We start from the raw sequence: 26,275 nt of genomic DNA on the forward strand, positions 1-26,275 counted from the left end.
CGCAGGGAGCGGGAGCAGCCGTTCAGGCCGCCCCCGCCGCGCCCGCCTGCCCCCGCCGCGCCCGCTTACTTATTGACGACGAGCTGGTTCAGCAGGGTGATCGCGTCGTTCCACGACGTGGGCCCGTCTGCCTTGCCCGAGTCGATCTCCTGAATCGCCGGCCCGAAGACCTGCGACTGGATCACCGAGTCGTCCGGTCCCTTGAACTGCGCGACGACGCCCTTGGCACGTTCGCCGAGAATGGTGCCGATCGGTGCGTTGTTGAAGAACGTCGACAGGTCGTTCGTTCCGGTCACCGCGGGGTCGGTCTGAGCCGCCGTCACGCTCGGGAAGGTTCCTGCCACACCGAATGCCGCAGCCTGCGACTTCGCGTTGGTGAGGAATGCGGCCAGGTCGGCTGCCTCTTGCGGGTGCTTCGACTGGGTGGGAACGGTCAAGAAGCTTCCGCCCCAGTTGGCTGCGCCGCCCGGGAAGACGTTCGCGAAGTCCCAGCCGGTGGTGGCGTCGCCGCCGGCAGAGGTCACTTGCCCCTTGACGACCCCGAGCATCCAGCCGGGGCAGACGAAGGTCGAGAACGTGCCGTCGGTGAAGGCCTTGCCCTTGCCCCAGTCCCAAGCGGTCTGGTTCGCCGAGAGTCCGGATGCCGTCGCGGTGGCCAGCTTGTTCCAGAGGCCCTGCAGCGTGGCATTGCCGTCGACGTTCAGCGAGCCGTCTTTCTTGTAGTAGCCCTCTGCCTGCTGGTTGACCATGGCGTTCCAGATGAAGCCCGACTGGTCGTAGAACGCCTTGCCGGTGGCCGCCTTGTACTGCGCGCCGACCTTGAAGTAGTCGTCCCAGGTGGCGTTGTCACCGCCGAAGAGCGCGGCGACCTGGTCGCGGTCGGTGGGCAGACCGGCCGCTGCGAAGTCTTTGCTGTTGTAGCAGAGGCCCTCGGGGCCGATGTCGGAGCCGTACCCGATGATGCGGCCCTTTGCGTCTGTCGCCTGCGCGAGCTTCCACGAGACCCAGCGGTCTTTGATGTCGTTGGCGCCGTACTGGCTGAGGTCGTTGAACTGGTCGGAGACCTGCATGACCGCGCTCAGCCAGCCCTCTTCGACGGCCTGCACGTCGGGAAGGCCCGCTCCGGCCGCCTCTTTGGTCTGCCAGTCGGTCTTGGCGTTGTCGCCGGTGTCGATGTTCGTGGCGTTGATGGTGATGTTCGGGTGCAGTTGCTCATACTGCTTGTACAGATCGTCGTAGCCCATCGTGCCGAACGTCGTCACGGTGAGGGTGATCGGGTCGGTCGAGCTGCCGGTGCTGCTTGCGGTCGAACCTCCGCTCGAGCATCCGGTGGCCAGTAGTGCAAAAGCCGCGACGCCCGCGAGGGCAACAGCTCCTTTGGTGCGTCGTGAGTATTTCACGGTCACTCCCTTGTGTGCGTGGGTGGGATGGGAAAGAATTGTGAGAGCGCTCTCTTTGCGAGTGCTGAGAGCGCTCTCACGAATTCAGAGTGAGCGTATGCAGTGATCGGGGTTCGTGTCAAGCGCGAGATTTTGCGGCTCGCCCGGTCGGGGCACGGATGCCCGGCATATGCCTCAGGCCGCATATACCGATTCGGGGCCGGAATGGGGCACACTGGAGCGATGGACCTCCTTCGCGCCGATCCACTCGCACAGCTCCGTCAGCGCACCAGCGTCAAATGGCGCGCCTACCCCCACGACGTGCTGCCGCTGTTCGTCGCCGAGATGGACTATTCGCTCGCCGAGCCGGTGAAGCGCGCGATGATCCGCGTCATCGAGAACTCCGACGTGGGGTACATCGGCGAGGTCACGGCGCTGGCTGAGCCGTTTGCAGCGTTCGCCGCCGAACGGTGGGGCTGGATGATCGAGCCCTCGAACATCCGCACCACCACCGATGTCAGCGTGGCGGCGGTCGAGGCGCTGCGTCAGGCGATCGGCATCGGTGACGGCGTGATCATCATGCCGCCGGTGTACCCGCCGTTTTTCGAGTACGTCACCGAGGCGGGTGGCAGGGTCGTCGAGGTGCCGCTGCTCGAATCCGGGCCGGTGGATGCCGACGACCACGCGTCGTCTGCGGATTTCTGGTCGATCGACCTCGCCGGCGTCGAAGCCGCGCTTCAGGCGGGCGCCCGCGCCGTGCTGCTGTGCAACCCGCACAATCCGCTCGGGTTGCTGCACTCGGCGGCCGATCTCGAGGCTCTCGCTTCGCTCGCGTTCCGTTTTGATGCGGTTGTCGTGTGCGACGAGATCCACGGGCCGCTGGCCTACGAATCTCGTGATTTCACCCCGTTCCTCAGCGTGTCCGAGGCCGCGAGGGCAGTCGGAATCACGTTGACCTCGGCAAGCAAGGGCTGGAACCTCGCTGGCGCGAAGTGCGCCATGCAGATCGCGCAGAGCGATCGAACGCTGGCGATGCTCGACGCTCTGCCCGACGAGGTGCACATGCGAACAAGTCAGCTCGGTCTGCACGGCAGCATTGCTGCCTTCGCCGAAGCAGTGCCGTGGCTCGACCAGGCGATCGAGGCGATCAGGCAGTCGGCGGAGCTTCTGCGCGAGTTGCTCGCGGCCCAGTTGCCCGGGGTGGTGTTTCGCCGGCCGCAGGCGAGTTACCTCGCCTGGCTCGACTTTCGAGCGCTCGGCTGGGGCGACGACCCGAGCGTCGTGGCGCTCGAATCGGCGAAAGTAGCGCTTATGGCGGGGCCGGAGTTCGGCCGGCAGGGCGCCGGCTTCGTGCGACTGAACCTCGCGTGTTCGCCCGAGGTGCTGACCGAGGCGGTGGGGCGGCTCGCGCGCGTGGCGGGCGACAGGGGTGCCGAATCGGCATCGGCACCCGCATCCGCGTCGGCATCCGCATCCGCGAGAGTCTCGCAATGACCACCGCCGCGTCGACGGAGGTCACCGAGGGCGACATGGCCCCGCGCTTTCCGCGCCTGCGCAAGCTGTTGTATCAGCGGCGCGGGTTCTCCGACACCGAGAAGACCGCCGCCGCTCTGCTGCTGGTTGCCACCATCGTCGCCCTGATCTGGGCGAATCTGCCCAACAGCTCGTACGACGAGTTCTGGCGCTCCACGATTTCGTTGCAGGTGGGGCAGACGGGCATCCAGCTCGATTTTCGCTCGCTGGTCAACGAAGCCCTGATGACGCTGTTCTTCTTCGTGGTGGGCCTCGAGGTCAAACGTGAGTTCGCGCTCGGCGAGCTGAGCGAATGGTCGCGGGCGGTGGTTCCGGTGGCGGCTGCGATCGCCGGGCTGGCCGTGCCGGCGCTGATCTTCTTGATCTTCAACCACACCGACCAGACCTCGCACGCCTGGGGGGTCGTGATCTCGAGCGACACGGCGTTCTTGCTGGGCGCGCTTGCCATCGTGGGGCCGCGGCTTCCCGGCCACCTGCGTATCTTCTTGCTCGCGCTCGCCGTCGTCGACGATGTGGGCGCACTCGCGGTCATCGCGATCTTCTACACCGATGAGGTGCACGTCACGCCGCTGATCGTGGCCGCTGTGGGCCTGGTGGTGATCTGGATGCTGCGCTACCTGCGCTTCGGCCAGGGCCCCGCCTATCTCGTGTTCTCCCTCGTGGTGTGGGGTGCGCTCTATGCCTCTGGCGTGCAGCCGACGCTGGCCGGCGTGGCGATCGCGCTGGTGATTCCGGTGTACTCGCCGCGGCGCATGGAAGTCGAGCGGGCGGCCGAGCTCAGCCGCGCGTTCCGGCAGTCCCCGAATCCGGCGTATGCGCAGGCTGCCGTGCGCGGGCTGCTCAGCTCGGTGTCGGTGAACGACCGGCTGCACACGTTGTATTCGCCGTACACGAGCTTCATCATCCTGCCGATCTTCGCGCTCGCGAACGCCGGCGTGCATCTGGATGCGGCGACTCTGACGGCCGCGTTCGGGTCGCCCCTCACCTGGGGCATCATCGTGGGTCTCGTCGTCGGCAAGTTCGTGGGAATCACGGGCATGACGGTGCTGGTCAAGACGCTCAAGATCGGCGTGCTCGCTCCCGGTCTGACATTCGGTCGGGTGGCCGGCGGGGCGGCCCTGTCGGGCATCGGATTCACCATCGCGCTCTTCATCATCGACCTCGCCATCCCCGACCCCGCGCTGCAAGACGAAGCGCGCGTCGGGGTGCTCGCGGCGACCGTGATCGCGTTCGTGCTGGGCTGGGCGGTGTTCCGCGTTGTCGATAAGGTGCAGCCGCCGTCGAAGATGAGCCTCGTGCTGGCGCGACCCGTCGACGCAAAGCGCGATCACTTTCGTGGCCCGATCGACGCGCCCATGCAGCTTGTGGAGTACGGCGACTTCGAGTGCCCGTTCTGCAGCCGGGCCACCGGGTCGATCGACGAGGTGCGGGCGCACTTCGGTTCCGACCTGCTGTACGTGTGGCGGCACCTGCCGCTCACCAAGGTGCATCCGCACGCCACCCTCGCGGCTCGGGCCAGCGAGGCCGCGGCGCTGCAGGGCAAATTCTTCATCTACGGGCCAACGATGTTCGCCCATCAGGATGCGCTCGAGCTCGACGACTTGCTGGCCTACGCCGTCTCGCTCGGCATGGATGTCGACCGCTTCGAAGAAGACATGCGCTCGAGCGAGGTCGTCAATCGTGTGCGCGACGACGTGATCGACGCCGAGCTGATGGATGTGCACTCGACCCCCACCTTCTTCGTCAACGGCAAGCGGCACCGCGGCCCCTACGACGCCGCCTCCCTCATCCGCGAGCTCAACGCGTCGCGCACCGATCGCGCAGGCGGCCCAGCCGACCCCGCTCAGCCTGCCGACTCTGCGGTCGCCGCGACGGCTGCAAGTGGGAGCTCTGCCGGCACAACGGCCGGTAGACCTTCCGGGGCGGGCTTTGCATCGCACCCAGCCGCCGGACCCATCGCGGGAAGCACCGCTCGCACGGCCCCCATCGGCGGTTCAGACGGCCCTAGCACCCCGGATGGCCGCGCGGGTGCCGCGGACGCGTTGCGCGGATGGGCTCCTGCACACGGTACCGAGGGCACGGACGCCGCCGCCCCCGGTGCTGCTCTTCCGTCCGCGCCGGCCGGGCCGCCCGAAGAAGGCTCCCGGCGCGACCTCGGCCTCACCGACAAGAACTGACCCGTCAGACGCGTCTTCCGGTCTTCTGCTCAGAAAGGCTTCGTGCAGCGGCAAGCGCTGACTACGCGGGCTGGATCCCGACCGTCTCAACTCCTGCCAGCGTGGCAGCCGCGCTGAGTGAGGTGTCGAAGGTGGCAAGGGTGGAGCGTGTGCTCAGGGCGGCGTGTAACGCCACGGCGTCGGGCATCCGAACGTGGTATTGCGCTCGTACCCGAGCCAGTTCGAGTGCATCGGTGCCGTCGAGAGGCACGACGGCGAGTTCGATGCGCTCGAGGGCCGAGAACGCCCGATCTTGAGCGCCCGCGAGTGTCGGGTAGACGAGCGCTTCGGCCAACGTGAGCACGCTCGTGGAGTACCCGACGGCGACGAACTGCTCCAGAACGTGCAGAGCTCGCGTGTGATGCACATCGGTCGAGTCGAGAAACGCGATCAGAACATTCGCATCGAGCACCAGAATGCCCTGAAAACCCTGAAGCGACGCCGTTCTCACTGTGTGCTCGCCGTCGAAAAACGGACGTCGCCGCGGCACGATCGGCTAGAGGGCGAGTGTCTATTCGGCTCGTTCATTCGGGCCACTCTGCCGAAAGAGCCTGTGCGGCGTCGTTTGGATACACCCCGGAAACCACCCCGGCCGCCGCATGCAATGCTGCCCGCCGCGCGGTCAGGCGTTCGTGATGGCTGTAGCGCACCACCTCCCAGCCGGCCTCGACCAATTTGCGCAGCGCGGCGCTTCTGTCGCCCCGCACTTCGGGCCAACGGAGTTCGGCATCGTCGAGGGCATGAGAGAGTTCGGCGGTCTCGGTGAGCGTGTGTCGCGGAAGAATTGTGGGCATTCCTCAAGTGTAGCACTGCGCACTAGGTGTCGCACCATCTTCCGGAGGAGTCGGATGTGGTCTAGCGGAACGGGCTCAGGCCCATCTGGTTGCGCATGCCGGTGAGCTCGCCGACATGGTGGGTGAGGTGCCCGACGAGGGGCCACCGCACGAGGAACGCCACGGGCTGATCGGCCCAGAGGCGGTAGAGCCAGTCGAAGGTGTCGTGCTCGATGCCGGCGGAGTCGAGCGCTGCCTCGACGTCGGGCAGAGCATCCAGGTCGCCCTCGGTGAGGGAGAGCAGGTACAGGCGCACGTCGGCGAACACACGCAGGGCGTAGGCCTCGACCTCAGCCGGGTCGAGCGAATCGGTGAAGGGTTGCTGAACCTCTTGCAGTCCGTTGCCGCCGCGGGTCGCGACCGGGCCGAAGACGTCGAGCCCGGGGTCGCGGATGCCCGCCGTATCGGTCACGACCGACAGAGCGAGAGCGGCGTGACGGGCAACGTGATAGACGATCCACGCGATCGAGTTCGCTCCGGCAAGGCGTTCGAGCTGGCGTTCGCGAGGCACGATGCCGAGAATCTGCGTTCGCAGTCGGCTGACGGTGTCGTCGAGTTCTGACACCAGGTACTGCGAAATGTTCATGCTCCTGATTCTAGATTCGCGGTCGACCGCCGCGGCGCCGAACAAAGTCGAGCCCGCAACCCGGGTGACCGCGTGGAGTCTGCCAATTAGGCTTGAGGAACCGACGCCCCCCAACGTGAGGAGAATGCGTGAAGAGGATGACCGGCATCGAGGTTCGGCATTCGATCGTCAACGGATCGGCGACCGAAAGACTCAACATGGTGCTGCCGTCGAACTTCGTCGAGCTCGACTGGGAGAACCTCGACTACCTCGGTTGGCGCGACTCGCATTCGCCGCATCTGGGGTACATCATCCGGTGGCAGGGCGAGACGCCCGTCGGCATCATCGTTCGGGAGGCCGACGGCCCGCTCTCACGCCAGCGCATGATGATGTGCCAGCTCTGCCGGGCTACGCACACAGAACACGGGGTGTCGCTGTTCAGCGCCAAACGCACGGGCGAAGCGGGTCTGAACGGCAACACGGTCGGCACCTACATCTGTGCCAATTTGGGTTGCTCGAGCAACATCCGCGTGGAGGTGCCGAGCGCGTCGTACTACGCCGACCCGCAGAGCGTGCTGGCCCAAAAGGTCTCGGGCCTCGAGCAGCGCGTCGCGGGCTTTCTCGCCGACGTGATGCGCGCGCAGTAACGTTCGTGCGCCGCCACCCGCCTCTACTCCTTCTTGCGTAATCGACTTTGCGAAAAAGCACCCAAGAACGTGATCTTGGGTGCTTTTTCGCGAAATGGATTGAGTCACGAAGGCTCGCGCCGAGAAAGGCCCGGGCATGGGCAGCAGAGGCGGCGGCTCAGAAACTCAGACGCCTCCGAAGAGGAGGCCGAGCAGGTAGGTGACCGCGGCGGCGCCGTAGCCGATGAGCAGCTGGCGCAGGGCGCGGCGCAGGGGCGGGCCGCCCGAGAGGATGCCCACGATGGCCCCCGTGCCGAGAAGTGCTATTCCCACCAGAACAGCGGCCACGATGAGCGCAGGCAGCCCCTGCAGGCCGAAGATGTACGGCAGCACCGGGATGATCGCTCCCGACGCGAAGAAGCAGAAGCTCGAGAGGGCGGCGCTCAGGCCGGTGCCCACGGCCTCGTGCTCGTCGATCTCCTCGTTCGCGCTGGCATCGGCGACCCCGTCGTTCAGCTCGGCGCGCTCGATGTCGGTCGTGCCGGCCGCGCCAGCCGCGCGACCCGCGCCAGCCGGTGGGCTGCCAGCCGCAGCCCCAGCCGCGGCGGCAGCGGCGCCCGCGGTCGCAGCGGCCACCCCGAACCGCCGCTCGTCGGCCGCCCGAGCGATCGAGGAGCGCGCTGTGTGGGCCGAGGGGGAGCTCCGCGGGATGCGGATGGGCTGAGTCGTGGGGAACAGCACGCTGTGGGCCCGCGCCTCGGCTTCTTCTTGCGACATTCCGCGGGCGCGGTAGACCAGCGCGAGCTCGTTCGCGTTCACGTCGAGGTTCGGCAGTGCCTCCGTCGCGTCGGCGCTCGGCGTGGTCGACTCGAGCAGTTCGCGCTGGGAGCGCACCGAGACGTACTCGCCGGCTCCCATCGAGAGCGCACCCGCCAGCAGGCCGGCGAGCCCCGTCGCGAGCACGATGGAGTTGTCGACGCCGCTCGCCGAGATTCCCATGACGAGAGCGAGGTTCGACACCAGGCCGTCGTTCGCGCCGAAGACCGCGGCACGGAACGTGCCGGAGAGCCGGTTACGACCTCGGGCGGCCAGGCCTCGCACCACCTCGGCGTGTACCTGTTCATCCGCTGCCATCGCCGGAGTGGCATCGGAATCGGTCGCATACGGCGACCGCGTCTCGGCGCGCTGCGCGAGGGCGAGCACGAAGACCGACCCGAATCTCCTGGCCAAGAACCCGAGCGAACGAGTGCGCAGGTCGCCGCGTTTGGGCTTGCCGACGTCGTCGCCGAGCAGCGCCCGCCAGTGCGACTCGTGCCGGGCCTCGGCTTCGGCGAGGGCTAGCAGAATGGCACGTTCTTCGCCGGTGCGACGCTCGGCGAGGTCGCGATATACGGCAGCTTCGGCCTGTTCGTCGGCCATGTACTGCCGCCAGCGGCGGATGTCAGCCGGTTTGGGGCTGGCGGTTGTTGTCATGGTTCCATTATTTCGTGCCGCTCTCGGCCGAGGCCTGCGCGGGCCTCAGATGCGTTTGTTACTCTGTTCGAGAGTGAAGTGGTTGCGGTGGCAAGTCGGCGCACAACCGCTCGATCGAAGGGGTGGTGACGATGCCCCAGGCGTTGTTCGTGGCCGCCTGCGTGAGTTTCACCGTCAACGCGTTGTTCGGCACCTCGGTCAGAGTCGGCATCGTGAACTCGGCCGGATTCCATTGGGTGCACTCGGCTCTGTACATCTGCACCTTCGTGCTCACGGCAGCCGCCATCAGCACGGTGTTCTGGGGCGGCGGTGTGGCGGGCTGGTTCGTTCTGCCCGCGGTGGTGCCGCTCGCTGCTCTCCCGTACGTTCGTTCCCGGTCAGGGGGACATGTCGTTCTCGCTCTCTCGGCGGCGCCGTTTCTTGCTGCTGGGCTTATCGTGGCACTGACGAGCTGATCCCGGTCGGTCAAAGGAGCAATCTGTGGAATTCTTCGACGTTGTGCACAACCGCAAAACCACGAACGGCGCCTTTCTGCCCGACCGGGTCAGCGAAGTGCACCTGCGCACGCTCATGGAGTCGGCCAGCGCCGCGCCCTCGCAGCTGAACAGCCAGCCCTGGCGGTTCGTCATCGTCGACGATCCCACGGTCATCCATCGCATCGGGGCGATCAGCGGCGAGAGCATGACCCAGGCGCTCTCCGAGGGCACGTTCTTTGAGCGATATCGCCCGTACTTTCGGTTCAGCGAGGCCGAAATGGATGAACGGCGTGACGGCATGCTGTTCGACAAGTTGCCCGCTCCACTGCGCCCCTTCACGAAGGCGGTGTTCACCAAGCGCGGGCAGACCGTGATGAACGGGTTGCGTGTGCCGCAGACGCTGGGCGAGCAGAACCGCAAGCTCGTGGCGGAGTCGCCGCTGCTGCTCGGCGTGATGCTCGACCGGTCGGAGTACCGCCCCGGAGAGCTCAGCTCGTTCTATTCGGTGTTCAGCATGGGGGCGGCGATGGAGAACGTGTGGTTGTCGACGGTGGAGCTGGGAATGGGCATCCAATTCGTGTCGTTTCCCATGGAGGTGCCGGGCAAATGGGAGCTCATCGTGGACCTCTTGAAGGTGCCCGACGACCTCGAGCTGATGGCGGTGTACCGGCTCGGCTACCTGCCCCCGCATGAGCGGCGCCCGGCCATCGACTGGTCGTCGCGCCAGCGTAAGCGCCCCTCCCAATTCGTCTTCCGCGGCACCTGCGACACGCCCCAAGAAGGCTGGGACGCCGGGGCGAACTAGCGCGAGCGCGGCTTCGGGGCTATGGAGTTGGGGTTGGTGCGGGCGTGGCGCTCGGCGCGTTCTTTGGCCTCGGCCTGAGCCACGCGGTCGGCCTTGATGCGAGCGTTGTCTTCCATGACGCCGGCCTGGCGCGCGCGCTCCACCACGAGCCACTCGGGCGGGGCAGCGAGCAGCGCCTTGATCTCGGCGGTCGTGTACGGGTCATCGACCCCGGCGCGGGTGAGCCCCGAGATCGAGACGCCGAGCTTTCGCGCGACCTCTTGCCGCGGGTGCGGGCCGTTCAACCGCAGGTCGACGAGCCACTGCGGCGGGTTCGCCAGCAATTCGTTGAGCTCGGCCCGCGTGAGATCGTTCTGCTGAAACTCCTCGGGAGCCGCGGGCAGATAGATGCCGAGCTTCTTCGCAGCGGTGGCGGGTTTGAGGCTCTGGGGCGATTTCTGCGCGGTCATCAGGCCAGCGTATCCTGAAGGCTGCGGCAGCTCTTCGTTGGGGGCGGCGGATGATCGGGGCCAGACATGAGCGACGAGTCCACTGACGGGCCGGTTGTCGGTGCCGACGGAACCGCCGAGACCGAGACCGCGACGACCGTGAACGCTGAGACTGAGACCGCCGAAACCGAAACCGCCGAGACTGCCGCGGCGGGCGAGACCTCAGGCCCCGCGCCCTTCCGCATCGTCTTCGACCTCGGTGTCACCGTCACGAAGTGGACCAGGCTCTGGGAGCAACGCCTGCCGGGCATCCCGCTGCAGGTCTCCCGGTCTGAGCCCGAATCGCGCACGGCAGCCCTGCACGCCGGCGACGCCGACGTGAGTTTTGTGCGCCATCCGTTTGCCCGTGACGGACTCAGCGCCATCGAGCTCTACTCGGAACTGCCCGTGGTCGGGGTCGCGAGAGACCACCCGGCGTCGGTCTTCGAGGTTGTCGACGTAGCCGACCTGGCCGACGAGCATCTGCTGCAGCCGCCCGACGATGTGCCGGAGTGGCGCGACATCGCGATCGAGGTCGCCGAGGGGTCGCGGCGGCCGCTGCGGGGCATCCACTCGCTTGACGACGCGGTAGAACAGGTGGGCGCCGGCGTCGGAATCGTCATCGTGCCGCAGTCGATCGCACGGCTGCACAGCCGTAAAGACGTCGTCTACCGGCCGCTGACAGGGGTCGCAGAGACTCCGGTATCGCTCGTCTGGCTCGCCGAGAATCCGTCGCCCCTGGTGGAGCAGTTCATCGGAATCGTGCGGGGGCGCTCGGCGTCGAGTTCGCGCGGCGGCGGGGCGGTGGATGCCCGTGCCGACGTGAATCAGGCGGCCGCGGGCTCCGCTGCCTCGGCCGCCACACCGCCCAAGAAGATCGGCCCGGTCGCGAAGGCGAAGGCCAAGGCCCGCGCCGCTCGCGAGGCCGAAGAGGCCGCGTCGGGGCGCCCGAAACAGAACGCTCCGCGCAAGAAGACGCAGTCGGAGCAGGCGAACAAGGCGCACGCCCGAAAGCGCAAGTTCGGCGGCAAGCGGTGAAACGCACATGATCTCAACGGGGGAATCGAAGGGGGCAAGGTGAGGAGACTGGTATGAAGGCGATCGAATACACCGAGACGGGCGGGCCCGAGGTTCTGCGACTCGTGGAGGTCGAGCCGAGTGATCCGGGGCACGGTGAGGTGCGGGTACGGGTCGTCGTCTCTGGCGTGAACCCCACCGACTGGAAGTCGAGGCGGGGTTCGGCTGAGGTGGCGCACTTCGAGCATCCGAAGACCCCCAACCAAGACGGCGCAGGCTTCATCGATGCGGTGGGCTCGGGCGTCACGCGGTTCTCGGTCGGCGACCGGGTGTGGCTGCGCGATACCGCTTTTCAGCGTGACACTGGCACTGCAGCGGAGTTCGTCGTGCTGCCGCAGCGGCTGGTGAACCCGCTGCCGAGGGGATTGTCTTTTGATGTCGGTGCGTCGCTCGGCATTCCTGCGCTCACTGCGCACCGGGCCCTGACCGCACACGAGGGCGGCCCGGCGCGACTTTCGCCCGGAGCGCTGGTCGGCCAGACCGTGCTCGTCGCAGGCGGAGCCGGCGCGGTCGGGCACGCGGCGATCCAGCTGGCTGTCTGGGCCGGAGCGACCGTCATCACCACCGTCAGCAGCCCCGCGAAGGCCGATCTGGCGTGGCGAGCCGGCGCCCAGCACGTGATCGACTATCGCAGCGAAGACGTGGTGCAGGCCGTCGCCGCCATCGCACCGCACGGAGTCTCGACCATCGTCGAGGTGAATCCGCTGGCCAATCTCGGCATCGATCTCGAACTGATCGCCGTTGGCGGAACGATTGCGATCTACGTCTCGGGTGATCCCGACGAGGTCTCGATCGCCGCGCGCGCCAGCATGACGAAGAACGTGCGCTACCAGTTCGTGCTGACCTACACGACGAGCGAGGTGCAGAAGTCGAATGCCGTCGCGGCCGTCACCGCTGCGGCAGCCGACGGTGCGCTCGGCGTCGGTGACGCGAATGGGCTGCCGATCATCCGGTACCTGCTCGACGAGACGGGCGCCGCCCACCAGGCGGTCGAAGACGGGGCTGTGGGCAAGGTACTCATCGACGTCGGCTCGTCTGACGCGGGGCATCAGGCTCGGGATGTCGCGGCCGCCGACCTCGCGCCCGACGGTGACGCGTGGTGATGCGGGCCCGCGCGGCCGGCGGGTCACGTCGGATGCGGCAGGGGGCCTCTTCGGTTCACGCACGCACTTCGGAGCTGGCGCGCACTTCGGAGCATGCGTGCCTGCTCGAGCGAACGCGGATGCTCCGAAGTGTGCGTGCGTGCCTTGCGGCGGCGGTTCCCGCGCCTGGGAGGGGCGAGCACGATGGCTGAGCCCGGGTGGGTGACGCATGCGGTGTGGTGGCAGATCTATCCGCTGGGGTTCGTCGGGGCGCCCACGACCGCCGGTGACGGCGACGGTGACAGCGGGAGTGGCGAGCCCGGCGCGGGATGGCCGCTCGAACATCGCCTCGAGCGCATCGTCGCGTGGCTCGACTATGCGGTTGAGCTCGGGGCGTCGGGTATCGCCCTTGGCCCGGTGTTCGTCTCGGAGAGTCACGGCTATGACACGGTCGACTACTTCGCCATCGATGCGCGGCTCGGCGACGAGGCCGACTTCGATCACCTGATCGCCGAGGCGCATCGGCGCGGGCTGCGCGTGCTGCTCGACGGGGTGTTCAACCACGTGGGGCGGGGGTTCGAGCGGTTCCGGCTCGCGGCGGAGGGTGACGCCGAGAGCGTGGCCTGGTTCGTGCCGCTCGGCGGCGCGGCGGTCGACGGCGCGGCGGGCGAGGGCGCGGTGAGCGAGGGCGCGGCGGTGGGCAGCGACGACCGGGGCGCGGGTGCCGCCGGGCATCCGCTGTTCGAGGTGTTCGAGGGGCACGACTCGCTCGTGAAGCTCAACCACGACGAGCCTGCGGTGGCCGACTTCGTGGTGTCGGTAATGAACCACTGGCTCGAGCGCGGGGCCGACGGGTGGCGGCTCGACGCGGCGTACGCGGTGGATCCCGCGTTCTGGGCGCGCGTGCTGCCCCGGGTTCGGGCCGAGCATCCGCAGGTCTACGTCGTGGGGGAGGTGCTGCACGGCGACTACAGCGCCATCGCCCGGGCCGCAACGCTCGACTCGGTGACGCAGTACGAGGTGTGGAAGGCCATCTGGAGCTCGCTGCACGACCGCAACTTCTTCGAGCTCGCCTATGCGCTCGGGCGGCATAACGGGTTTCTGTCGGCGTTCGTTCCGCTGACGTTCGTCGGCAACCACGACGTGACGCGGCTGGCGACGGCTGTGGATGATCGGCGGCACCTCGCGCACGCCCTCGTTGTGCTGCTGACGATCGGCGGCACGCCGTCGATCTACTACGGCGACGAGCAGGGCTTCACCGGGCTCAAGGAGCAGCGGGCCGGCGGTGACGACGCGATTCGGCCGGAGTTTCCGGCCGCGGGTCCGTCGGCGCTCGCCGCAGACGACGGATGGGCGCTTTATCACCTGCACCAGCACCTGATCGGTCTGCGGCGGCGGCACCCGTGGCTACACGCGGCTCGCACGCAGCAGCTCGAGCTGACGAATGATTTCTTCGCCTACGAGGTCGTCGGTACCGATTCGCAGGAGCGGCTCGTGGTGCTCCTCAACGTGGGAGACCAGCCATATGCGCTGGAGGTCGCCCGGGCATCCACTCTTCTGGCCGGCGAGTGCACCGTCACCCCCACCCCGACCGGCGCCACAATTTCCACTCCGCCGCACGGCTGGGCGGTACTGGGCGCCTGACGCAGGTGATCGAGCTGCGAGTTTGTGCGGGTGAGCGGCCGCGGCATCCGCACAAACTCGTAGCTCGGCGAGACCGTTCGGTAGGGTCGAAGCATGTCGAACCAGCACTCCGCGCCCGCGCCCGACTTCAGCGCCGTACCGACGTTGGTCGGCACGCGGGTGACGTTGGTTCCGCTGTCACTCGAGCACGTGCCCGACCTGCAGAGGGCCGTCGCGGAGGGCGACCTGTGGCAGACGTGGTACACGCGCATTCCGGGCCCTGCAGAGATGACGGATGCGGTGCAGCACCGCCTCGACTTGAACGCCGCTGGCGAGTGGGTGCCGTGGGCGATCATCAGCCACGACAGCGGTGAGGCCGTCGGAATGACGTCGTACCTGAACATCCGGGCTGACAATCGTAAGCTCGAGATCGGCTCGACGTGGCTCGCCAAGAGCCAGCAGCGCACCGGAATCAACAGTGACGCCAAACTGCTGCAGCTCACCCACGCTTTCGAGACCCTCGGCTGCGTCGCCGTGGAGTTTCGTACGCACTGGCACAACCAGCAATCGCGTGCCGCCATCGCCCGGCTCGGTGCCAAGCAAGACGGCGTTCTGCGCAACAACGACATCTGGCGCGACGGCACCCTGCGCGACACCGTGGTCTTCTCGATCATCGAGTCGGAGTGGCCCACCGTGCGCCTCGGCCTCACCGAGAAAGTGGCGGGCCGCGCGCGCTGACGTCGCGCCTCCGGCGCAAGCCGCGCTGACGCCTTTCTACCGCAGCCAAGGTGAGCCCGCGGTAGTTTGGCGCAAACGCTTCGGTTCGAACCACCGCGGCTGCGCCGAACTACCGCGAAACAGCCAAACCACCGCGTAAGCGCGGAGCGGCTCAGCGAGCCGCGAGGGCGACGGATGCCCGGGCGACAGCCGACGCGACGGCACCCTCGTCGACGCGGGTGAGGTGCCCGTCGCGAACGACCTCGGCGCCGTTGACGAGCAGTAGGGCGAGCGGAGGCTGCGCGCCCAGGGTGAGCGCAGCGACCGGGTCGAGAATGCCGGCGTGCTCGACGCCGTCGATCTTCCAGAGCGCCAGATCGGCGAGTTTGCCGACCTCGAGCGAGCCGATCTCGGCGGCGCGACCCAGCGTGGCGGCCCCGCCCATGGTCGCCATGCGCAGGGCGGCCCGCCCGGGCATCCGGTCGGCACCCGAACCCAGCCGATTCATGAGCACTGCCATGCGGATCTCGGTGCCCAGCTGACCGGATTCGTTCGACGCGGCGCCGTCGACTCCGAGCCCCACGGTGATTCCGGCGTCGAGCATGGCAGGCACGCGCGCGATGCCCGCCGCGAGACGGGCGTTCGACGACGGGCAGTGCGCGACTGCCGTGCCGGTCGCGGCGAAGCGGGCGATGGCGTGGTCGTCGAGGTGTACGCAGTGCGCCATCCACACGTCGTCGCCGAGCCAGCCGAGGTCTTCGAGGTATTGCGTGGGAGTCTTGCCGAACTTCGCCAGGCAGAACGCGTCTTCTTCGACCGTCTCGGAGCCGTGCGTGTGCAGCCGCACGCCCCGCGACCGCCCGAGCGCGGCCGACTCGCGCAGCAGGTCGGCCGTCACCGAGAACGGCGAACACGGGGCGAGCGCGATCTGCGCCATCGCGCCGCGCGAAGGGTCGTGGTAGCGGTCGATCGCCTCGACACTCGCCGCCAGAATCGCATCGATCGACTCCACCGCGAAGTCGGGTGGCAGGCCGCCGTCGCTCTGACCGAGATCCATCGAGCCGCGGGTGGCGTGGATGCGCACGCCCAACTGCGCCGCAGCCCGCACGATTCCGCCGAGAATGTCGCCGGATCCCGCGGGAAACACGTAGTGGTGATCACCGACGGTCGTGCATCCCGATTTCGCCGCCACAGCCATCGCTCCGAGCGCGCCCTGTTCCACGAGGTCGGCGTCGATGCGCGACCACAGCGGATACAGCGCCGTCAGCCAGTCGAACAGTATGGCGTCTTGGGCATACCCGCGGGTGAGCCACTGGTAGAGGTGGTGGTGGGTGTTGATGAGCCCCGGCGTGAGAAGGTGGCCGCGGCCGTCGACGAGGGTGACGGATGCCCGGGGCCGGCCCTGCGGCACGGCGTCGCCCGCGCTGGCGCCCCCGCTAGCGTCCCAGCCGGCGCCGCCACTGGCGCCCCCGCTCGTGTCCCTGGCGGCGCCGCCACTGGCGCTGACCGCAGCGTGACCGTCGCCACCCGCCACGTCGCTGGATTCACCCTCGAGCGCCCACCGCGGCGCCGCGCCGGCCCCCACGGCCACGATCGTGTCACCGTCGACCACCACGTGCCCCTCGGCGTGCTCGCTGCCGCCGCCGTCGACGGTCACGACGTACGCGCCCTGGATGATCGTTCGGGCGACGGGCAGCGTTTGCGGGCTCATGAACCCACGTTAGCGGCACGCGCGCGGGCCGAACGCGCCCTGCCTCGCCCCCTCGTGGTGTCGCGTGAAAAACGTAGGAGATTCCCTACCCGTAGGGCCCTATACGCCCTACGGTGTCGAAATCTCCGCTGTTTGTGCGGACGGCCGCGGGGTGCCCTGGTGGAAAACGATGCGCGCGGTCGACCCGGCAGGCACGACCCAGATGGATGACCGCCGAGACCACCGGCCGTCGAAGTACAGCAGATACGTGAGCAGTATCGTCTCGGGCCCGAGCATTGTGGTGCGAATCTCCGACATCTCGCGGTCGAGCGAACCCGGCGACGCGTCAGTCGGCGGCGCGGCGCCGTCGCCGTCGCCGACCAGCGCCGCGGCGCCCGCGGTTTCCTCGCCCGCTGCCGCTGCCGCTGCCGACGCCGCCCCCTCGGCCACCAGCGCCGCGATCATCTCGGCGCGAGTCCAGAGCCGCCCCGACTGCCCGATCTCGATGAACTGCCGGTCGAGCAGCCGTTCGAGGGCGGCGCGATCGCCGCGCACCTCGGGGCTCAGCAGCGCGCGCTCGGCCTCGACGACGATCGTCTGCAGCCGACCATCGAGTTCCGCAGGCAGAGGCGCTCCTTCGTCGGGCGGCAGCCGGGCATCCATCGCGAAGCGCACCCCTCAGGCGCGCCGGATGGTCGTTACCGTGGCGCCCGTCACGTTCACCAGATCTGAGGGAGCCACGTCGATGTCGAACCCGCGCCGACCGCCCGAAACGTAGATGGTCGCGAAGTCGAGCGCACGATCATCGAGCAGCGTCGGCAGCGGCGTCTTCTGCCCGAACGGACTGATACCGCCCACCACATACCCGCTCTTGCGTTCGGCGACCGACTTGTCGGCCATCACCGCCCGCTTCGCCCCGTGTGCCGACGCGACGGCCTTCACGTCGAGCATCGACGCGACGGCGACGATCGCCACCACGAGGCCGGAATCCGTCTCCACCATCAGCGTCTTGAAAACGCGCTCGGGCTCAATGCCGAGCGCCCGGGCCGCCTCGTCGCCGAAGTCGGTCGAGGATTCGTCGTGGTGATAGGCGTGCGGAGTGAAGGCGATCCCGGCACGTACCAGGGCAACCGTCGCCGCCGTGGTGGGGCCGGCCGTCTTCGATGCCTTCGCCATGGTCTCGTGCAGTCTGTGGCTTGTGGTCTGTCGTCAGTTGTCGGGGTCAGGCGTCAGGCGTCGGTCGCCGAGGCGGGCGTGGCGCGCCCGAAGAGGTGCTCGCTCAAGAACTCGGCCACGTCGGTGATCTCTTCTTGCGACACCCCGTGATGGATGCCCGGGTACAACTTCGCCGTCAGATCCGAGTGTGAGGGCAGCCAATCTTGTGTGCGTTCGACAGCGTCGTTCGTGATGATCGGGTCTGCGACATCCCGACCCCAGAACACCGGACGCCGCAACTCGGCCATCGCCCGATCGCCGTGCACCTGCCCTGACGCGACGAACCCCGAGAGGTTGACGGCGGTGGCGAAGCGTTCGGGGGCGGTGCGAAGCAGGTGCACCGCCATGGCGCCGCCCTGCGAGAAGCCCAGACCGCTGACGCTCGGGGGAGTGCCGTAGGTCTGCTCCACCCGGTCGAGCCAGTCGATGACCGATGCGGCCGCGTCATCGAGCCCGGAGACGCGCGGGTTGCCGGGCTCGGTGATGGTGAACCAAGAGAACCCGTTCTCGATGGGGTGCGGTGCCAGAAGGGGCGCGCGAAGCGACGCGGCGACCGTGCCTTCAGGAAGCAAGGGTGCGAGCGAGATGAGGTCGTTCTCGTGCGAGCCGTAGCCGTGCATGATGATGATCAGCGGGCTCACGGGCAGACGCGCGGCGAGCTCTTCGGTGGGAACCGACCAGACCACGGCGGCGTCGTTGATGGCTGCACGGCGAGGCGTATCTGTCACGCAGCGAGTCTATCGGTGGGGGCGTGTGACGCTAACGCGCGGCCGCACATTCGCATCACGGCGGCCGGGCATCCGCTCGCTTACTCCCCGCGGTTGCGACTCAACTCGTAGATGCGCACCAGCTCGTCGATCGCGTGTTCGCGCTGCTCGCCGCCGGCTTCGAACATCTCGGTGACGTGCGTTTTGAGGTGGTTCTCGACCATCAGTTTGTTGAGCGACCCGAGCGACTTCTGAATGGCAAGGCTCTGCGTGATGATGTCGATGCAGTAGTCCTCGTTCTCGATGGCCTTCTCGAGCCCGCGCAGTTGGCCTTCGAGAATGCGTGTGCGGTGCAGGGCGCGCTTCTTGATGTCGTCGATCACAGGTCAAGAATACGGCCGGGCACGTCACCACCCGGCCGTATTCTCGAGCGCTTCTACGGGGTGTTGGGCACAACGTAGCTGACGCGCGAGACCTGCATGACCTCGTATGCGTCGATCAGCTTCGCCGTGCCGGGGAAGGAGGTCATGACGTTCAGCTGCGCAGGAGCGCCGGCACCGGTTCTGGCCTGCACGACGAACGTGAACGTCTTCGTCGCACCTGGGGCGAGAGACGGCACGCTGCAGTGTTCATCGAGGTTCGTGGCAAACGGGCAGCTGCCGTCAGACGGCATCGCTGCTACCGAGACCATCGAATACCCGGAGAGGTCAAGGTCCAGATCGGTCGGGAGGTCGACAGAGTTGGTATTCGTTGCGTCGACTCGCAGAAAATACTTTCCGCTCGAATAGGGAACGGGCGTCAGCGACCCTGTTGTCACGACTTCATTAGTCGTCGGGGTGGGGGAGGGAGTGCCGGGAAGCGCCATCGGACCGGCGGGGACAAGCTCGCTGGCCTTACTGGTTTGTGGCACGGCCTCGACGTTCCATCCCCCTGAACACGTGCCAGTCGAGATCAGACGCACGCCTGGGCCGCCACTCATGCCTCCAATCAACAACGTGCTGTCATTAAAGACGATCTTGTACACGATGCCGGACCTGTTCAGGATCACTTGTCTGGAGCCCACAAATGCACCATTGCGGTAAAACTCGGTGACTTGCATTGGCATACGGTATGAACCGCGAAACCAGTCGCTTTCGTAATATGAATACGAGGTTATGAGTCCGTGGTCGTAGAAGTCATCGGGAATGACCGGTGGGATTGCGCCCGCTGGACAATATCCGTCCGGCACGGTCTGCCCCGATCCTGGGGTCGTTACCGGGTGATACCCAATGCCTGATCCCATTCCTCCGCCGCCGATGCCTTGGCACGTGACACCGTCTCGCCCAGTTCCGATGTATGCGTACAGCCCCGGCCCGCCGTACGTGCAGTCGATCGCGAGCGCCGAGGCGCTCGTCGCCGGCAGCACGATGAGTGCTCCGATCGTGGCGACGAGGGCGAGAACGGCGGCGAGTCTGCCCTTACGTCGCCCTCGCCTCTCTGTGATCATTTCGGTCATTGTGATCTCCAATCGGTTGAGAGCGATGTCGCCAAGGCTCAAACGAAGCGTTCTTACACTTCGTAGAGACTCGAGAACGCGCTCTTCATTACGCGAGATCTGCAACACCGGTCGGCGCAGAGGCGGAGATCTGAGTTGCGCTAGCTCTGGCAGTGCGGGCACCAGTACGTGTCACGCAGCGACAGCTCGTTCGCGCCGAGCTTGCCGCTCTCGATGCGGCTTCCGCAGCGGCGGCAGGGCTGGCCTGCGCGGTTGTAGACCCAGACCTGCTTGCCCGGCCGGGTGTCGCCGGTTGTGGTGCGTTCGACGCGGTCCCGGTTCGCCGTGATGAGGCGGTGCGCCAGAGCCACGACCTTGTCGAGCTGGCCAACATCGCCCACGGGTCTGTCGGGGCGCACGCCGCGCAGAAAGCACAGTTCGTTCACGAAGACGTTTCCGAGGCCCGCGAGGTTGCGTTGGTCGAGCAGTGCGACGTCGATCTCGCGGGCCGGATCGACGGCGAGACGGCGCTCGGCCTCGGCGGCGGCTTCGGGCCCCCAGCCGGCGCCGAGCAGGTCGGGCCCCAGATACCCGACGACGTCGTCTTCGTCGTCGCGTCGCAGCACCTCGAGCAGGCCGAGTTCGAACCCGACAGCCGTGTGCTCCTGCGTCTTCAGCACCGCGCGCGCCTGCCAGGCCGGTTTGCGCCAGCGGGTTCCGGGCTTGTAGATGTGCCAGGTGCCCTCCATTTTGAGGTGCGAATGGATGCTGAACTCGCCGATTCGCATCAGAATGTGCTTGCCGCGGCTCACCACGTCATCGACGGTCTCGCCGCTGAGGTTGACCGTGGCGAACTTCGGCACCCGGATGTCGCACCCGGTCAGCTCCCGCCCCGCCAGCACGGCGTTGAGGTGCTCGGCGGCGCGGTAGACGGTGTCGCCTTCAGGCACTGCGCAACCTCAGCCCCCGGGGGGTGTTATTGAAGCCGGCGTCTTCGAGCATCCGCCCGACCGGCGTGCCTACCGAGAACTCGCCGTCGATCTTCTCGATGGTGAGCCGGTCGACCTGCGCGTTCGTCACAGCGTGGGCGAGGGATGCCGCTGCCGACTGCAGCACGTCGTCGTCGGTGCTGAACGACAGCACGGTTTTTCCGCCGCGCTCGACGTACAGCACGAGGTGCCCGTCGACGAGAACGACGAGCGCGCCCGCCTTACGGCCCGGACGATGCCCCTCGCCCTGCGGCCACGGCAGAGCGGCGCCGAACGGATTCGCCGGGTCGCTGGCCGCGAGCGTCAAGGTGCGAGGGCGGGCGTCGCGAGCCCCGCGCGCGTGCGAGTCGACCCGCGAGCTGGAGCTCCCGCTGCCCTCGGCGGCGCTGCCCCCGCGCCTGGTACCGCCCTCGCCCGAACGCCCCTCATTCCCGCCGCCCGTGCCACTCGTCCCGTCGTCGAGGATGTCGGCGGCGAACGAACGCAGCCGGTCGACGGTGCCGCCCGTGGCGAACTGCGCGGCGCCGAGCCCGTCGATGAAGTACCCGCGCCGGCACCGCCCGGTCTCTTCGAACTGGCTCAGCACGCGGTACGCGAGCGCGAACCCGCCGGGCTGGTGTTCGCTGACGACGGATCCGCGAGTGACGACGCCGTACCGGTCGAGCAAGAACTCGGCCATGGCGTGCGCCCGCAATGTCGGGTCGGATTCCGCGCGGGGCAAGAGCGACCAGCGCCCACCGACGGTCGGCGGCCCGACCCGTGTCGCCATCGTGGGTCGCGAATACGCTCGACCGCGGTAGAGCCGCGACCGCGGCGCTTGCCGCTTGGCGGAGTGTGCCGCGTGCCCACTGCCGCCGCCCGTCAACGTACGAAGCGGCGCGAGAGTGTCGTTCGTGATGCGGCCGGCCCACACCAGATCCCACAGCGCGGTGACGAGTTGCTCGTCAGTGAAGAACCCCGTGTTGTCGATGGTCGCGGGGGCGGCAGCCGGCGATGTGGATGCCCGGGAACCAGTGCCTCGGTCGGCATCGTCACCGCTCGAACCTGTCACCAGCGCCGCGATCGCGGAGGCGTGCATCCGCTCGCCCACCGTGTCGGCCAGGTTGCGAAAGAAGTACGCCCCGCCACCCGCCAAGGCGTCGAGTACGGCTGCCTGCAGCGACGTCGGCTCGAGCTCTACCTGCTCGGGCAGGGTGACGCGAACCGTGTCGGCGAGGTGCAGCGCGACCCAGCCGTCGCTGCCGGGGAGCGATCCGTTTCCCGACCAGACGATCTCGCCCGAGGCCGTGAGTTCGTCGAGCATGGCCGGGCTGTAGTCGCGTACGCGAGAGGGCAGCACGAGCGTCTCCCATGCCGAAGCCGGCGCAGGCACCCCGGCCAGCTGCTCGATCACGGTCAATACCCCGTCGACACCACGAAGCTGGCCGTCGACGTGCTGCCACACGGGCAAGAAGCGCGCGAAGGCGGCCTGATCGACGGGCTCGACCTCGTGCCGCAGAGCAGCAAGCGAACGAGCGCGCAGCCGGCGCAGAACCTCGGTGTCGCACCACTCGCTGGCCGCTGCCGCGTGGTCGAAGGGCGAGGCGTCGCCGGTCGGCCGGAACTCGCCCTCGACGACGCGCCGCACCCGCTCCAGGCGTTTGAGCGTCTCGTGCACGACCGCCGTGCCGAGTCCGAGCCGCACACCGACCTCAGCCGCGGTGAAAGGCCCATGTGTGCGCGCATAACGCCCGACGAGGTCGCCCAGCGGATCGTCGACGGGCTCGATGAAGGCGTCGGGCACACCGAAAGGAATCGGCACCCCGAGCGCGTCGCGCAGCCTGCTCGCGTCTTCGATGGCGGCCCAGCGCGGCTCACCGGCGATCGTGACCGCGAGCACTCGCTTCGCCCGCAACAGCTCGTCGAGGTACGCGGGTGCGCCCGACACTTCGGTGCCGACCGAGCCTTCGGTGCCGACCGAGCCTTCGGTGCCGACCGAGCCTTCGGCGCCGACCGAGCCGGCCGCGTCGCGGACCGCGGCAGCGACAGTGCCCGCTGCGTCTGCACTATCGGCGGTGCGCGCCGAGGCGGGGGCGCCGGTGGCCGCTGCGTCTGCACTATCGGCCGCTGCGTCTGCACTATCGGCAGTGCGCGCCACGGCACCGGCATCGGTGGCCGCAGTCGAAGCGCCCGCCGCATCCACGCCGGCCACTGCCCCCGCAGCCGGCCCGGCACCTGCCGCACCACCGTCGACGAGACGCTCAGCTACTTCGGCGGTCGACAGCGGGCCGAGCATCCGCACAAGATCGGCAACGCCCTCCAGACCGTGGGCCTGGCGGCCCGGCGCGAGGCGCTGCAGTTCGCGTTCGGTCTGGGCGATGACTCCGGGGTCGAGCAGTTCGCGCAATTCTGCGCGGCCGAGCAGCTCGGCCAGCAGGGTCGGGTCGAGCGACAGCGCCGCCGCCCGCCGCTCGGCGAGCGGGCTGTCACCCTCGTAGACGAACGACGCGACGTAACCGAAGAGCAGCGAGCGCGCGAACGGCGACGGCTCGGGCGTCTCGGTCTCGACGATGCGGATGCGTCGGCTCTCGATCTCGCCGGCCAGGGCTTTGAGTGAGGGCAGGTCGTAGACGTCTTGCAGGCACTCGCGAACCGTCTCGAGAATGATCGGAAACGTCGGATACCGCCGGGCAACCTCGAGCAGTTGCGCCGAACGCTGCCGTTGCTGCCAAAGCGGTGACCGTTTGCCGGGGTTCTGCCGCGGCAGCAGCAGCGCCCGGGCGGCGTTCTCACGAAAGCGCGACGCGAACAACGCCGACCCACCGACCTCGGTGGTCACGATGATCTCGAGTTCGTCGGCGCTGAACACGAACAGCTCGGCTCCGGGCGGGTCGATCTCGGTGTCGGGCAGGCGCACCACGATGCCGTCATCGCTGGCAACCACACCGCCGTCGACGCCGAAACGCTCGCGAATGCGAGCCCCGATGGCCAACGCCCACGGCGAATGCACTTGCATGCCGTACGGGGAATGCAAGATCACCCGCCAGTCGCCCAGTTCGTCGCGAAAGCGCTCGACCACGAGCGTCTGGTCGCTGGGTACGTGCCCGGTGGCCTCGCGCTGCTCGCCGATGAACGTGATGAGGTTACTGCTGGCGTTCTCGTCGAGCCCCGCACTCTCGGTCATCTGCAGCGCGCGAGCAGCGGATGCCCCACCGATCTGTCTCGTGAACGCACCGATCGCGCGCCCCAACTCGGCAGGTCGCCCCAGCCCGTCACCGCGCCAGAACGGCAGCCGCCCGGGCTCGCCGAACGCCGGAGTCACTCGCACCTGATCGTGGGTGATCTCTTGGATGCGCCAACTCGTGGCGCCGAGCGCGAACACGTCGCCCACGCGTGATTCGTAGACCATCTCTTCGTCGAGCTCACCGACTCGTGAGGCCGTTTCGCCGACCATGAACACGCCGAACAGTCCGCGATCGGGAATGGTTCCGCCGCTCGTGACGGCCAGGCGCTGAGCACCGGGACGCCCGGTGATGGTGCCGGCGTCGCGATCCCACACGATGCGCGGGCGCAGTTCGGCGAACTCGTCGGAGGGGTAACGCCCCGCGAGCAGGTCGAGCGTCGCCTCATATGCCGATCGAGGCATGCTCGAGAACGGCGCGCTGCGCTTGACCGTGTCGAACCACTCTTCGACGTCGATCGCCTCGAGTGCGCACGCTGCGACGGTCTGCTGGGCCAGAATGTCGAGCGGATTCTTCGGCACGGCAAGCGCCTCGATGAGCCCGTCGGTCATGCGCTGCGCGGCCACGGCCGAGTGGATGAGGTCGGCCCTGTGCTTCGGGTAGATGACGCCGCGCGACACCTCGCCGACCTGGTGCCCGGCGCGCCCGACACGCTGCAGCCCGCTCGCCACCGACGGCGGGGACTCGACCTGCACGACCAGGTCGACCGCGCCCATGTCGATGCCCAGCTCGAGGCTCGACGTGGCCACCACGCAGCGCAGCTTGCCCGTTTTGAGGTCGTCTTCGATGATGGCGCGCTGCTCTTTGCTCACCGAACCGTGGTGAGCCCGGGCCAGAAGCGGCTCTGCGCCCTCGGTCTGGCCGCTCTGCGCCATCACTTGCGCAGGTGGTCTGACGGTGTCGCGTTTCGACGGTGGCTGGCCCGTTCTCCCCAGCACGCTGCCGGAGCCGCTGCCGCGGGTCTCGCCAATGCCTGCGGCACCAGCGATCGTCGCGGCATCGTCCGCCGATCGCCTGCTGCCGCCCCGTGACTCGTCCGGCCGACTGCGGTCGCTGCCCGAGAGCCGCACCGCGTGCGCCAGAGCGGCTTCGGCGGAGTCGAACTCGCCACCCGATTCGGCGTTCAGCCGCTCGGCGTAGATCTCGTTGAGCCGCGCGGTCAGCCGCTCGGCCAGCCGCCGCGAGTTCGCGAATACAATCGATGACCGGTGCTGCAGTATTCGGTCGACGATGCTCTCTTCGACGTGCGGCCAGATCGACCCCTGCTGCGGTGTCGCCGCGGCGGCCGACCCTTCGAGCGGGGGAGCAGCTCCCAGGTCGGCCATGTCTTCGATGGGAACGACCACACGCAGGTCGAACTTCTTCGTCGAAACGGGAGCCACGATGGTGACGGCCGCCCCGCCGGCCAGAAACCGGGCCACCTCTTCGGGTGGGCGCACGGTAGCCGAGAGGCCGATTCGTTGCGCCGGGGTGTCGAGCAGGGCATCCAGTCGTTCGAGGCTCACCGCGAGGTGCGCGCCGCGCTTGGTGGCCGCGACCGCGTGCACCTCGTCGATGATAACCGTCTGCACCGAAGTGAGCGTTTCGCGGGCGGCAGAAGTGAGCATCAAGAACAGCGACTCAGGCGTCGTGATGAGAATGTCGGGTGGGTTCTTGATCATGGTGCGACGGTCGGTCTGCGTGGTGTCGCCCGAGCGCACGCCCACGCTGATGTTCGGCGGAATGGTGCCGAGCCGCTTGGCCGTCTGCGTGACACCGACGAGCGGCGCGCGCAGGTTGCGCTCGACATCGACGGCGAGAGCCTTCAGCGGTGAGATGTAGAGCACTCGGGTGCCGACCGGCCGGTCTTTACCGTTCTCGTCTTTCGTGGGCATGGGTTTGGGCGCCGTGATCAGCTGATCGATGGCCCAGAGAAACGCGGCGAGCGTCTTGCCGGAGCCGGTGGGCGCGACCACGAGAGCGTGTGACCCCTCGGAAACGGCCTGCCAGGCGCCCAACTGGGCCTCGGTGGGCGCGGCGAAGGCCCCGCCGAACCACTCGCGGGTGGCGGGAGAGAACTTGGTCAGAACGTCGGTTTCGATTCATCCATCCTCGCTCATGCCACCGA

At 68.0% G+C, this 26,275-nt stretch carries 23 protein-coding genes; 9 read left to right on the forward strand and 14 right to left on the reverse strand.

The genetic code is table 11. From position 1 onward, the window contains the following. Positions 1 to 65: 65 nt before the first annotated feature. A complete protein-coding gene (locus tag LQ955_RS00205) occupies positions 66 to 1,400 on the reverse strand; it encodes an ABC transporter substrate-binding protein (protein ID WP_231026253.1) in 1,335 nt (444 codons plus the stop codon). A 222-nt stretch (positions 1,401 to 1,622) separates the two neighbouring features. Here LQ955_RS00205 and LQ955_RS00210 point away from each other — a divergent pair, with 222 nt between their 5' ends. After that, positions 1,623 to 2,873, forward strand: a complete 1,251-nt coding sequence (locus LQ955_RS00210) for a MalY/PatB family protein (protein ID WP_231026254.1) — start codon at positions 1,623 to 1,625, stop codon at positions 2,871 to 2,873. After that, the gene (nhaA, locus tag LQ955_RS00215) at positions 2,870 to 5,089 is read left to right on the forward strand and encodes a Na+/H+ antiporter NhaA (RefSeq protein ID WP_231026255.1); all 2,220 of its coding nucleotides are present in this window, start codon (positions 2,870 to 2,872) and stop codon (positions 5,087 to 5,089) included. The genes LQ955_RS00210 and nhaA overlap by 4 nt, the downstream gene beginning before the upstream one ends. 61 nt (positions 5,090 to 5,150) lie before the next feature. Here nhaA and LQ955_RS00220 read toward each other — a convergent pair whose 3' ends face one another. The 3 genes from LQ955_RS00220 to LQ955_RS00230 all read right to left on the reverse strand — a co-directional run bounded on the left by LQ955_RS00220 (position 5,151) and on the right by LQ955_RS00230 (position 6,547). Then, a complete protein-coding gene (locus tag LQ955_RS00220; protein ID WP_231026256.1) occupies positions 5,151 to 5,579 on the reverse strand; it encodes a type II toxin-antitoxin system VapC family toxin in 429 nt (142 codons plus the stop codon). 73 nt (positions 5,580 to 5,652) lie between these two features. Continuing rightward, on the reverse strand, positions 5,653 to 5,922 hold the full coding sequence (locus tag LQ955_RS00225; RefSeq protein WP_231026257.1) for a hypothetical protein: 270 nt from the start codon (positions 5,920 to 5,922) through the stop codon (positions 5,653 to 5,655). Positions 5,923 to 5,983: 61 nt separating this feature from the next. Further along, positions 5,984 to 6,547 carry a DinB family protein gene (locus LQ955_RS00230; RefSeq protein ID WP_231026258.1) on the reverse strand — a complete coding sequence of 188 codons (564 nt, stop codon included), beginning with the start codon at positions 6,545 to 6,547 and terminating at the stop codon, positions 5,984 to 5,986. Positions 6,548 to 6,684: 137 nt separating this feature from the next. Between LQ955_RS00230 and LQ955_RS00235 the strand changes: the two genes are divergently transcribed. After that, positions 6,685 to 7,173, forward strand: a complete 489-nt coding sequence (locus tag LQ955_RS00235) for an FBP domain-containing protein (protein ID WP_231028209.1) — start codon at positions 6,685 to 6,687, stop codon at positions 7,171 to 7,173. A gap of 165 nt (positions 7,174 to 7,338) precedes the next feature. Here LQ955_RS00235 and LQ955_RS00240 read toward each other — a convergent pair whose 3' ends face one another. After that, positions 7,339 to 8,625, reverse strand: a complete 1,287-nt coding sequence (locus LQ955_RS00240) for a VIT1/CCC1 transporter family protein (RefSeq protein ID WP_231026259.1) — start codon at positions 8,623 to 8,625, stop codon at positions 7,339 to 7,341. A gap of 131 nt (positions 8,626 to 8,756) precedes the next feature. Here LQ955_RS00240 and LQ955_RS00245 point away from each other — a divergent pair, with 131 nt between their 5' ends. Together LQ955_RS00245 and LQ955_RS00250 are read left to right on the forward strand one after the other, a co-directional pair. Next, positions 8,757 to 9,080 (forward strand): hypothetical protein, encoded by a 324-nt coding sequence (locus tag LQ955_RS00245; RefSeq protein WP_231026260.1) that lies wholly within the window; start codon positions 8,757 to 8,759, stop codon positions 9,078 to 9,080. A gap of 25 nt (positions 9,081 to 9,105) precedes the next feature. Next, on the forward strand, positions 9,106 to 9,906 hold the full coding sequence (locus LQ955_RS00250) for a nitroreductase family protein (RefSeq protein WP_231026261.1): 801 nt from the start codon (positions 9,106 to 9,108) through the stop codon (positions 9,904 to 9,906). On the opposite strand, the gene LQ955_RS00255 is transcribed toward LQ955_RS00250, so the two are convergent. Continuing rightward, positions 9,903 to 10,355 carry a DUF5997 family protein gene (locus LQ955_RS00255; protein ID WP_231026262.1) on the reverse strand — a complete coding sequence of 151 codons (453 nt, stop codon included), beginning with the start codon at positions 10,353 to 10,355 and terminating at the stop codon, positions 9,903 to 9,905. The genes LQ955_RS00250 and LQ955_RS00255 overlap by 4 nt on opposite strands. Positions 10,356 to 10,421: 66 nt before the next feature. Between LQ955_RS00255 and LQ955_RS00260 the strand changes: the two genes are divergently transcribed. The 4 genes from LQ955_RS00260 to LQ955_RS00275 all read left to right on the forward strand — a co-directional run bounded on the left by LQ955_RS00260 (position 10,422) and on the right by LQ955_RS00275 (position 14,893). Continuing rightward, entirely contained in the window at positions 10,422 to 11,411 is a 990-nt protein-coding gene (locus LQ955_RS00260; protein WP_231026263.1) for a LysR family substrate-binding domain-containing protein, read from the forward strand. Between the two features lie 53 nt (positions 11,412 to 11,464). Further along, complete coding sequence (locus tag LQ955_RS00265; RefSeq protein ID WP_231026264.1) at positions 11,465 to 12,553, forward strand: NADPH:quinone reductase; 1,089 nt, start codon at positions 11,465 to 11,467, stop codon at positions 12,551 to 12,553. Between the two features lie 183 nt (positions 12,554 to 12,736). Continuing rightward, positions 12,737 to 14,176, forward strand: a complete 1,440-nt coding sequence (locus tag LQ955_RS00270) for an alpha-amylase family protein (protein WP_231026265.1) — start codon at positions 12,737 to 12,739, stop codon at positions 14,174 to 14,176. A 93-nt stretch (positions 14,177 to 14,269) separates the two neighbouring features. Further along, on the forward strand, positions 14,270 to 14,893 hold the full coding sequence (locus LQ955_RS00275) for a GNAT family N-acetyltransferase (protein WP_231026266.1): 624 nt from the start codon (positions 14,270 to 14,272) through the stop codon (positions 14,891 to 14,893). 151 nt (positions 14,894 to 15,044) lie between these two features. On the opposite strand, the gene LQ955_RS00280 is transcribed toward LQ955_RS00275, so the two are convergent. The 8 genes from LQ955_RS00280 to LQ955_RS00315 form a co-directional block, all read right to left on the reverse strand. Further along, the gene (locus LQ955_RS00280) at positions 15,045 to 16,583 is read right to left on the reverse strand and encodes an 8-oxoguanine deaminase (protein ID WP_231026267.1); all 1,539 of its coding nucleotides are present in this window, start codon (positions 16,581 to 16,583) and stop codon (positions 15,045 to 15,047) included. 108 nt (positions 16,584 to 16,691) lie between these two features. Further along, on the reverse strand, positions 16,692 to 17,225 hold the full coding sequence (locus tag LQ955_RS00285; RefSeq protein ID WP_231026268.1) for a nuclear transport factor 2 family protein: 534 nt from the start codon (positions 17,223 to 17,225) through the stop codon (positions 16,692 to 16,694). 15 nt (positions 17,226 to 17,240) lie between these two features. Then, the gene (gene ybaK, locus LQ955_RS00290; protein WP_231026269.1) at positions 17,241 to 17,738 is read right to left on the reverse strand and encodes a Cys-tRNA(Pro) deacylase; all 498 of its coding nucleotides are present in this window, start codon (positions 17,736 to 17,738) and stop codon (positions 17,241 to 17,243) included. A gap of 53 nt (positions 17,739 to 17,791) precedes the next feature. Continuing rightward, positions 17,792 to 18,505 (reverse strand): alpha/beta hydrolase, encoded by a 714-nt coding sequence (locus LQ955_RS00295; RefSeq protein ID WP_231026270.1) that lies wholly within the window; start codon positions 18,503 to 18,505, stop codon positions 17,792 to 17,794. 80 nt (positions 18,506 to 18,585) lie between these two features. Next, positions 18,586 to 18,867 carry a metal-sensitive transcriptional regulator gene (locus LQ955_RS00300; RefSeq protein WP_231026271.1) on the reverse strand — a complete coding sequence of 94 codons (282 nt, stop codon included), beginning with the start codon at positions 18,865 to 18,867 and terminating at the stop codon, positions 18,586 to 18,588. Positions 18,868 to 18,920: 53 nt separating this feature from the next. After that, positions 18,921 to 19,979 carry a hypothetical protein gene (locus LQ955_RS00305; protein WP_231026272.1) on the reverse strand — a complete coding sequence of 353 codons (1,059 nt, stop codon included), beginning with the start codon at positions 19,977 to 19,979 and terminating at the stop codon, positions 18,921 to 18,923. 140 nt (positions 19,980 to 20,119) lie between these two features. Continuing rightward, on the reverse strand, positions 20,120 to 20,908 hold the full coding sequence (locus LQ955_RS00310) for a DNA-formamidopyrimidine glycosylase family protein (RefSeq protein ID WP_231026273.1): 789 nt from the start codon (positions 20,906 to 20,908) through the stop codon (positions 20,120 to 20,122). Then, entirely contained in the window at positions 20,901 to 26,249 is a 5,349-nt protein-coding gene (locus LQ955_RS00315) for an Lhr family ATP-dependent helicase (protein WP_231028210.1), read from the reverse strand. Before LQ955_RS00315 ends, LQ955_RS00310 begins: the two co-directional genes overlap by 8 nt. Positions 26,250 to 26,275 lie beyond the last annotated feature (26 nt).

Origin of the sequence: Subtercola endophyticus, assembly GCF_021044565.1 — a bacterium.
GTDB classification, from domain to species: domain Bacteria; phylum Actinomycetota; class Actinomycetes; order Actinomycetales; family Microbacteriaceae; genus Subtercola; species Subtercola endophyticus.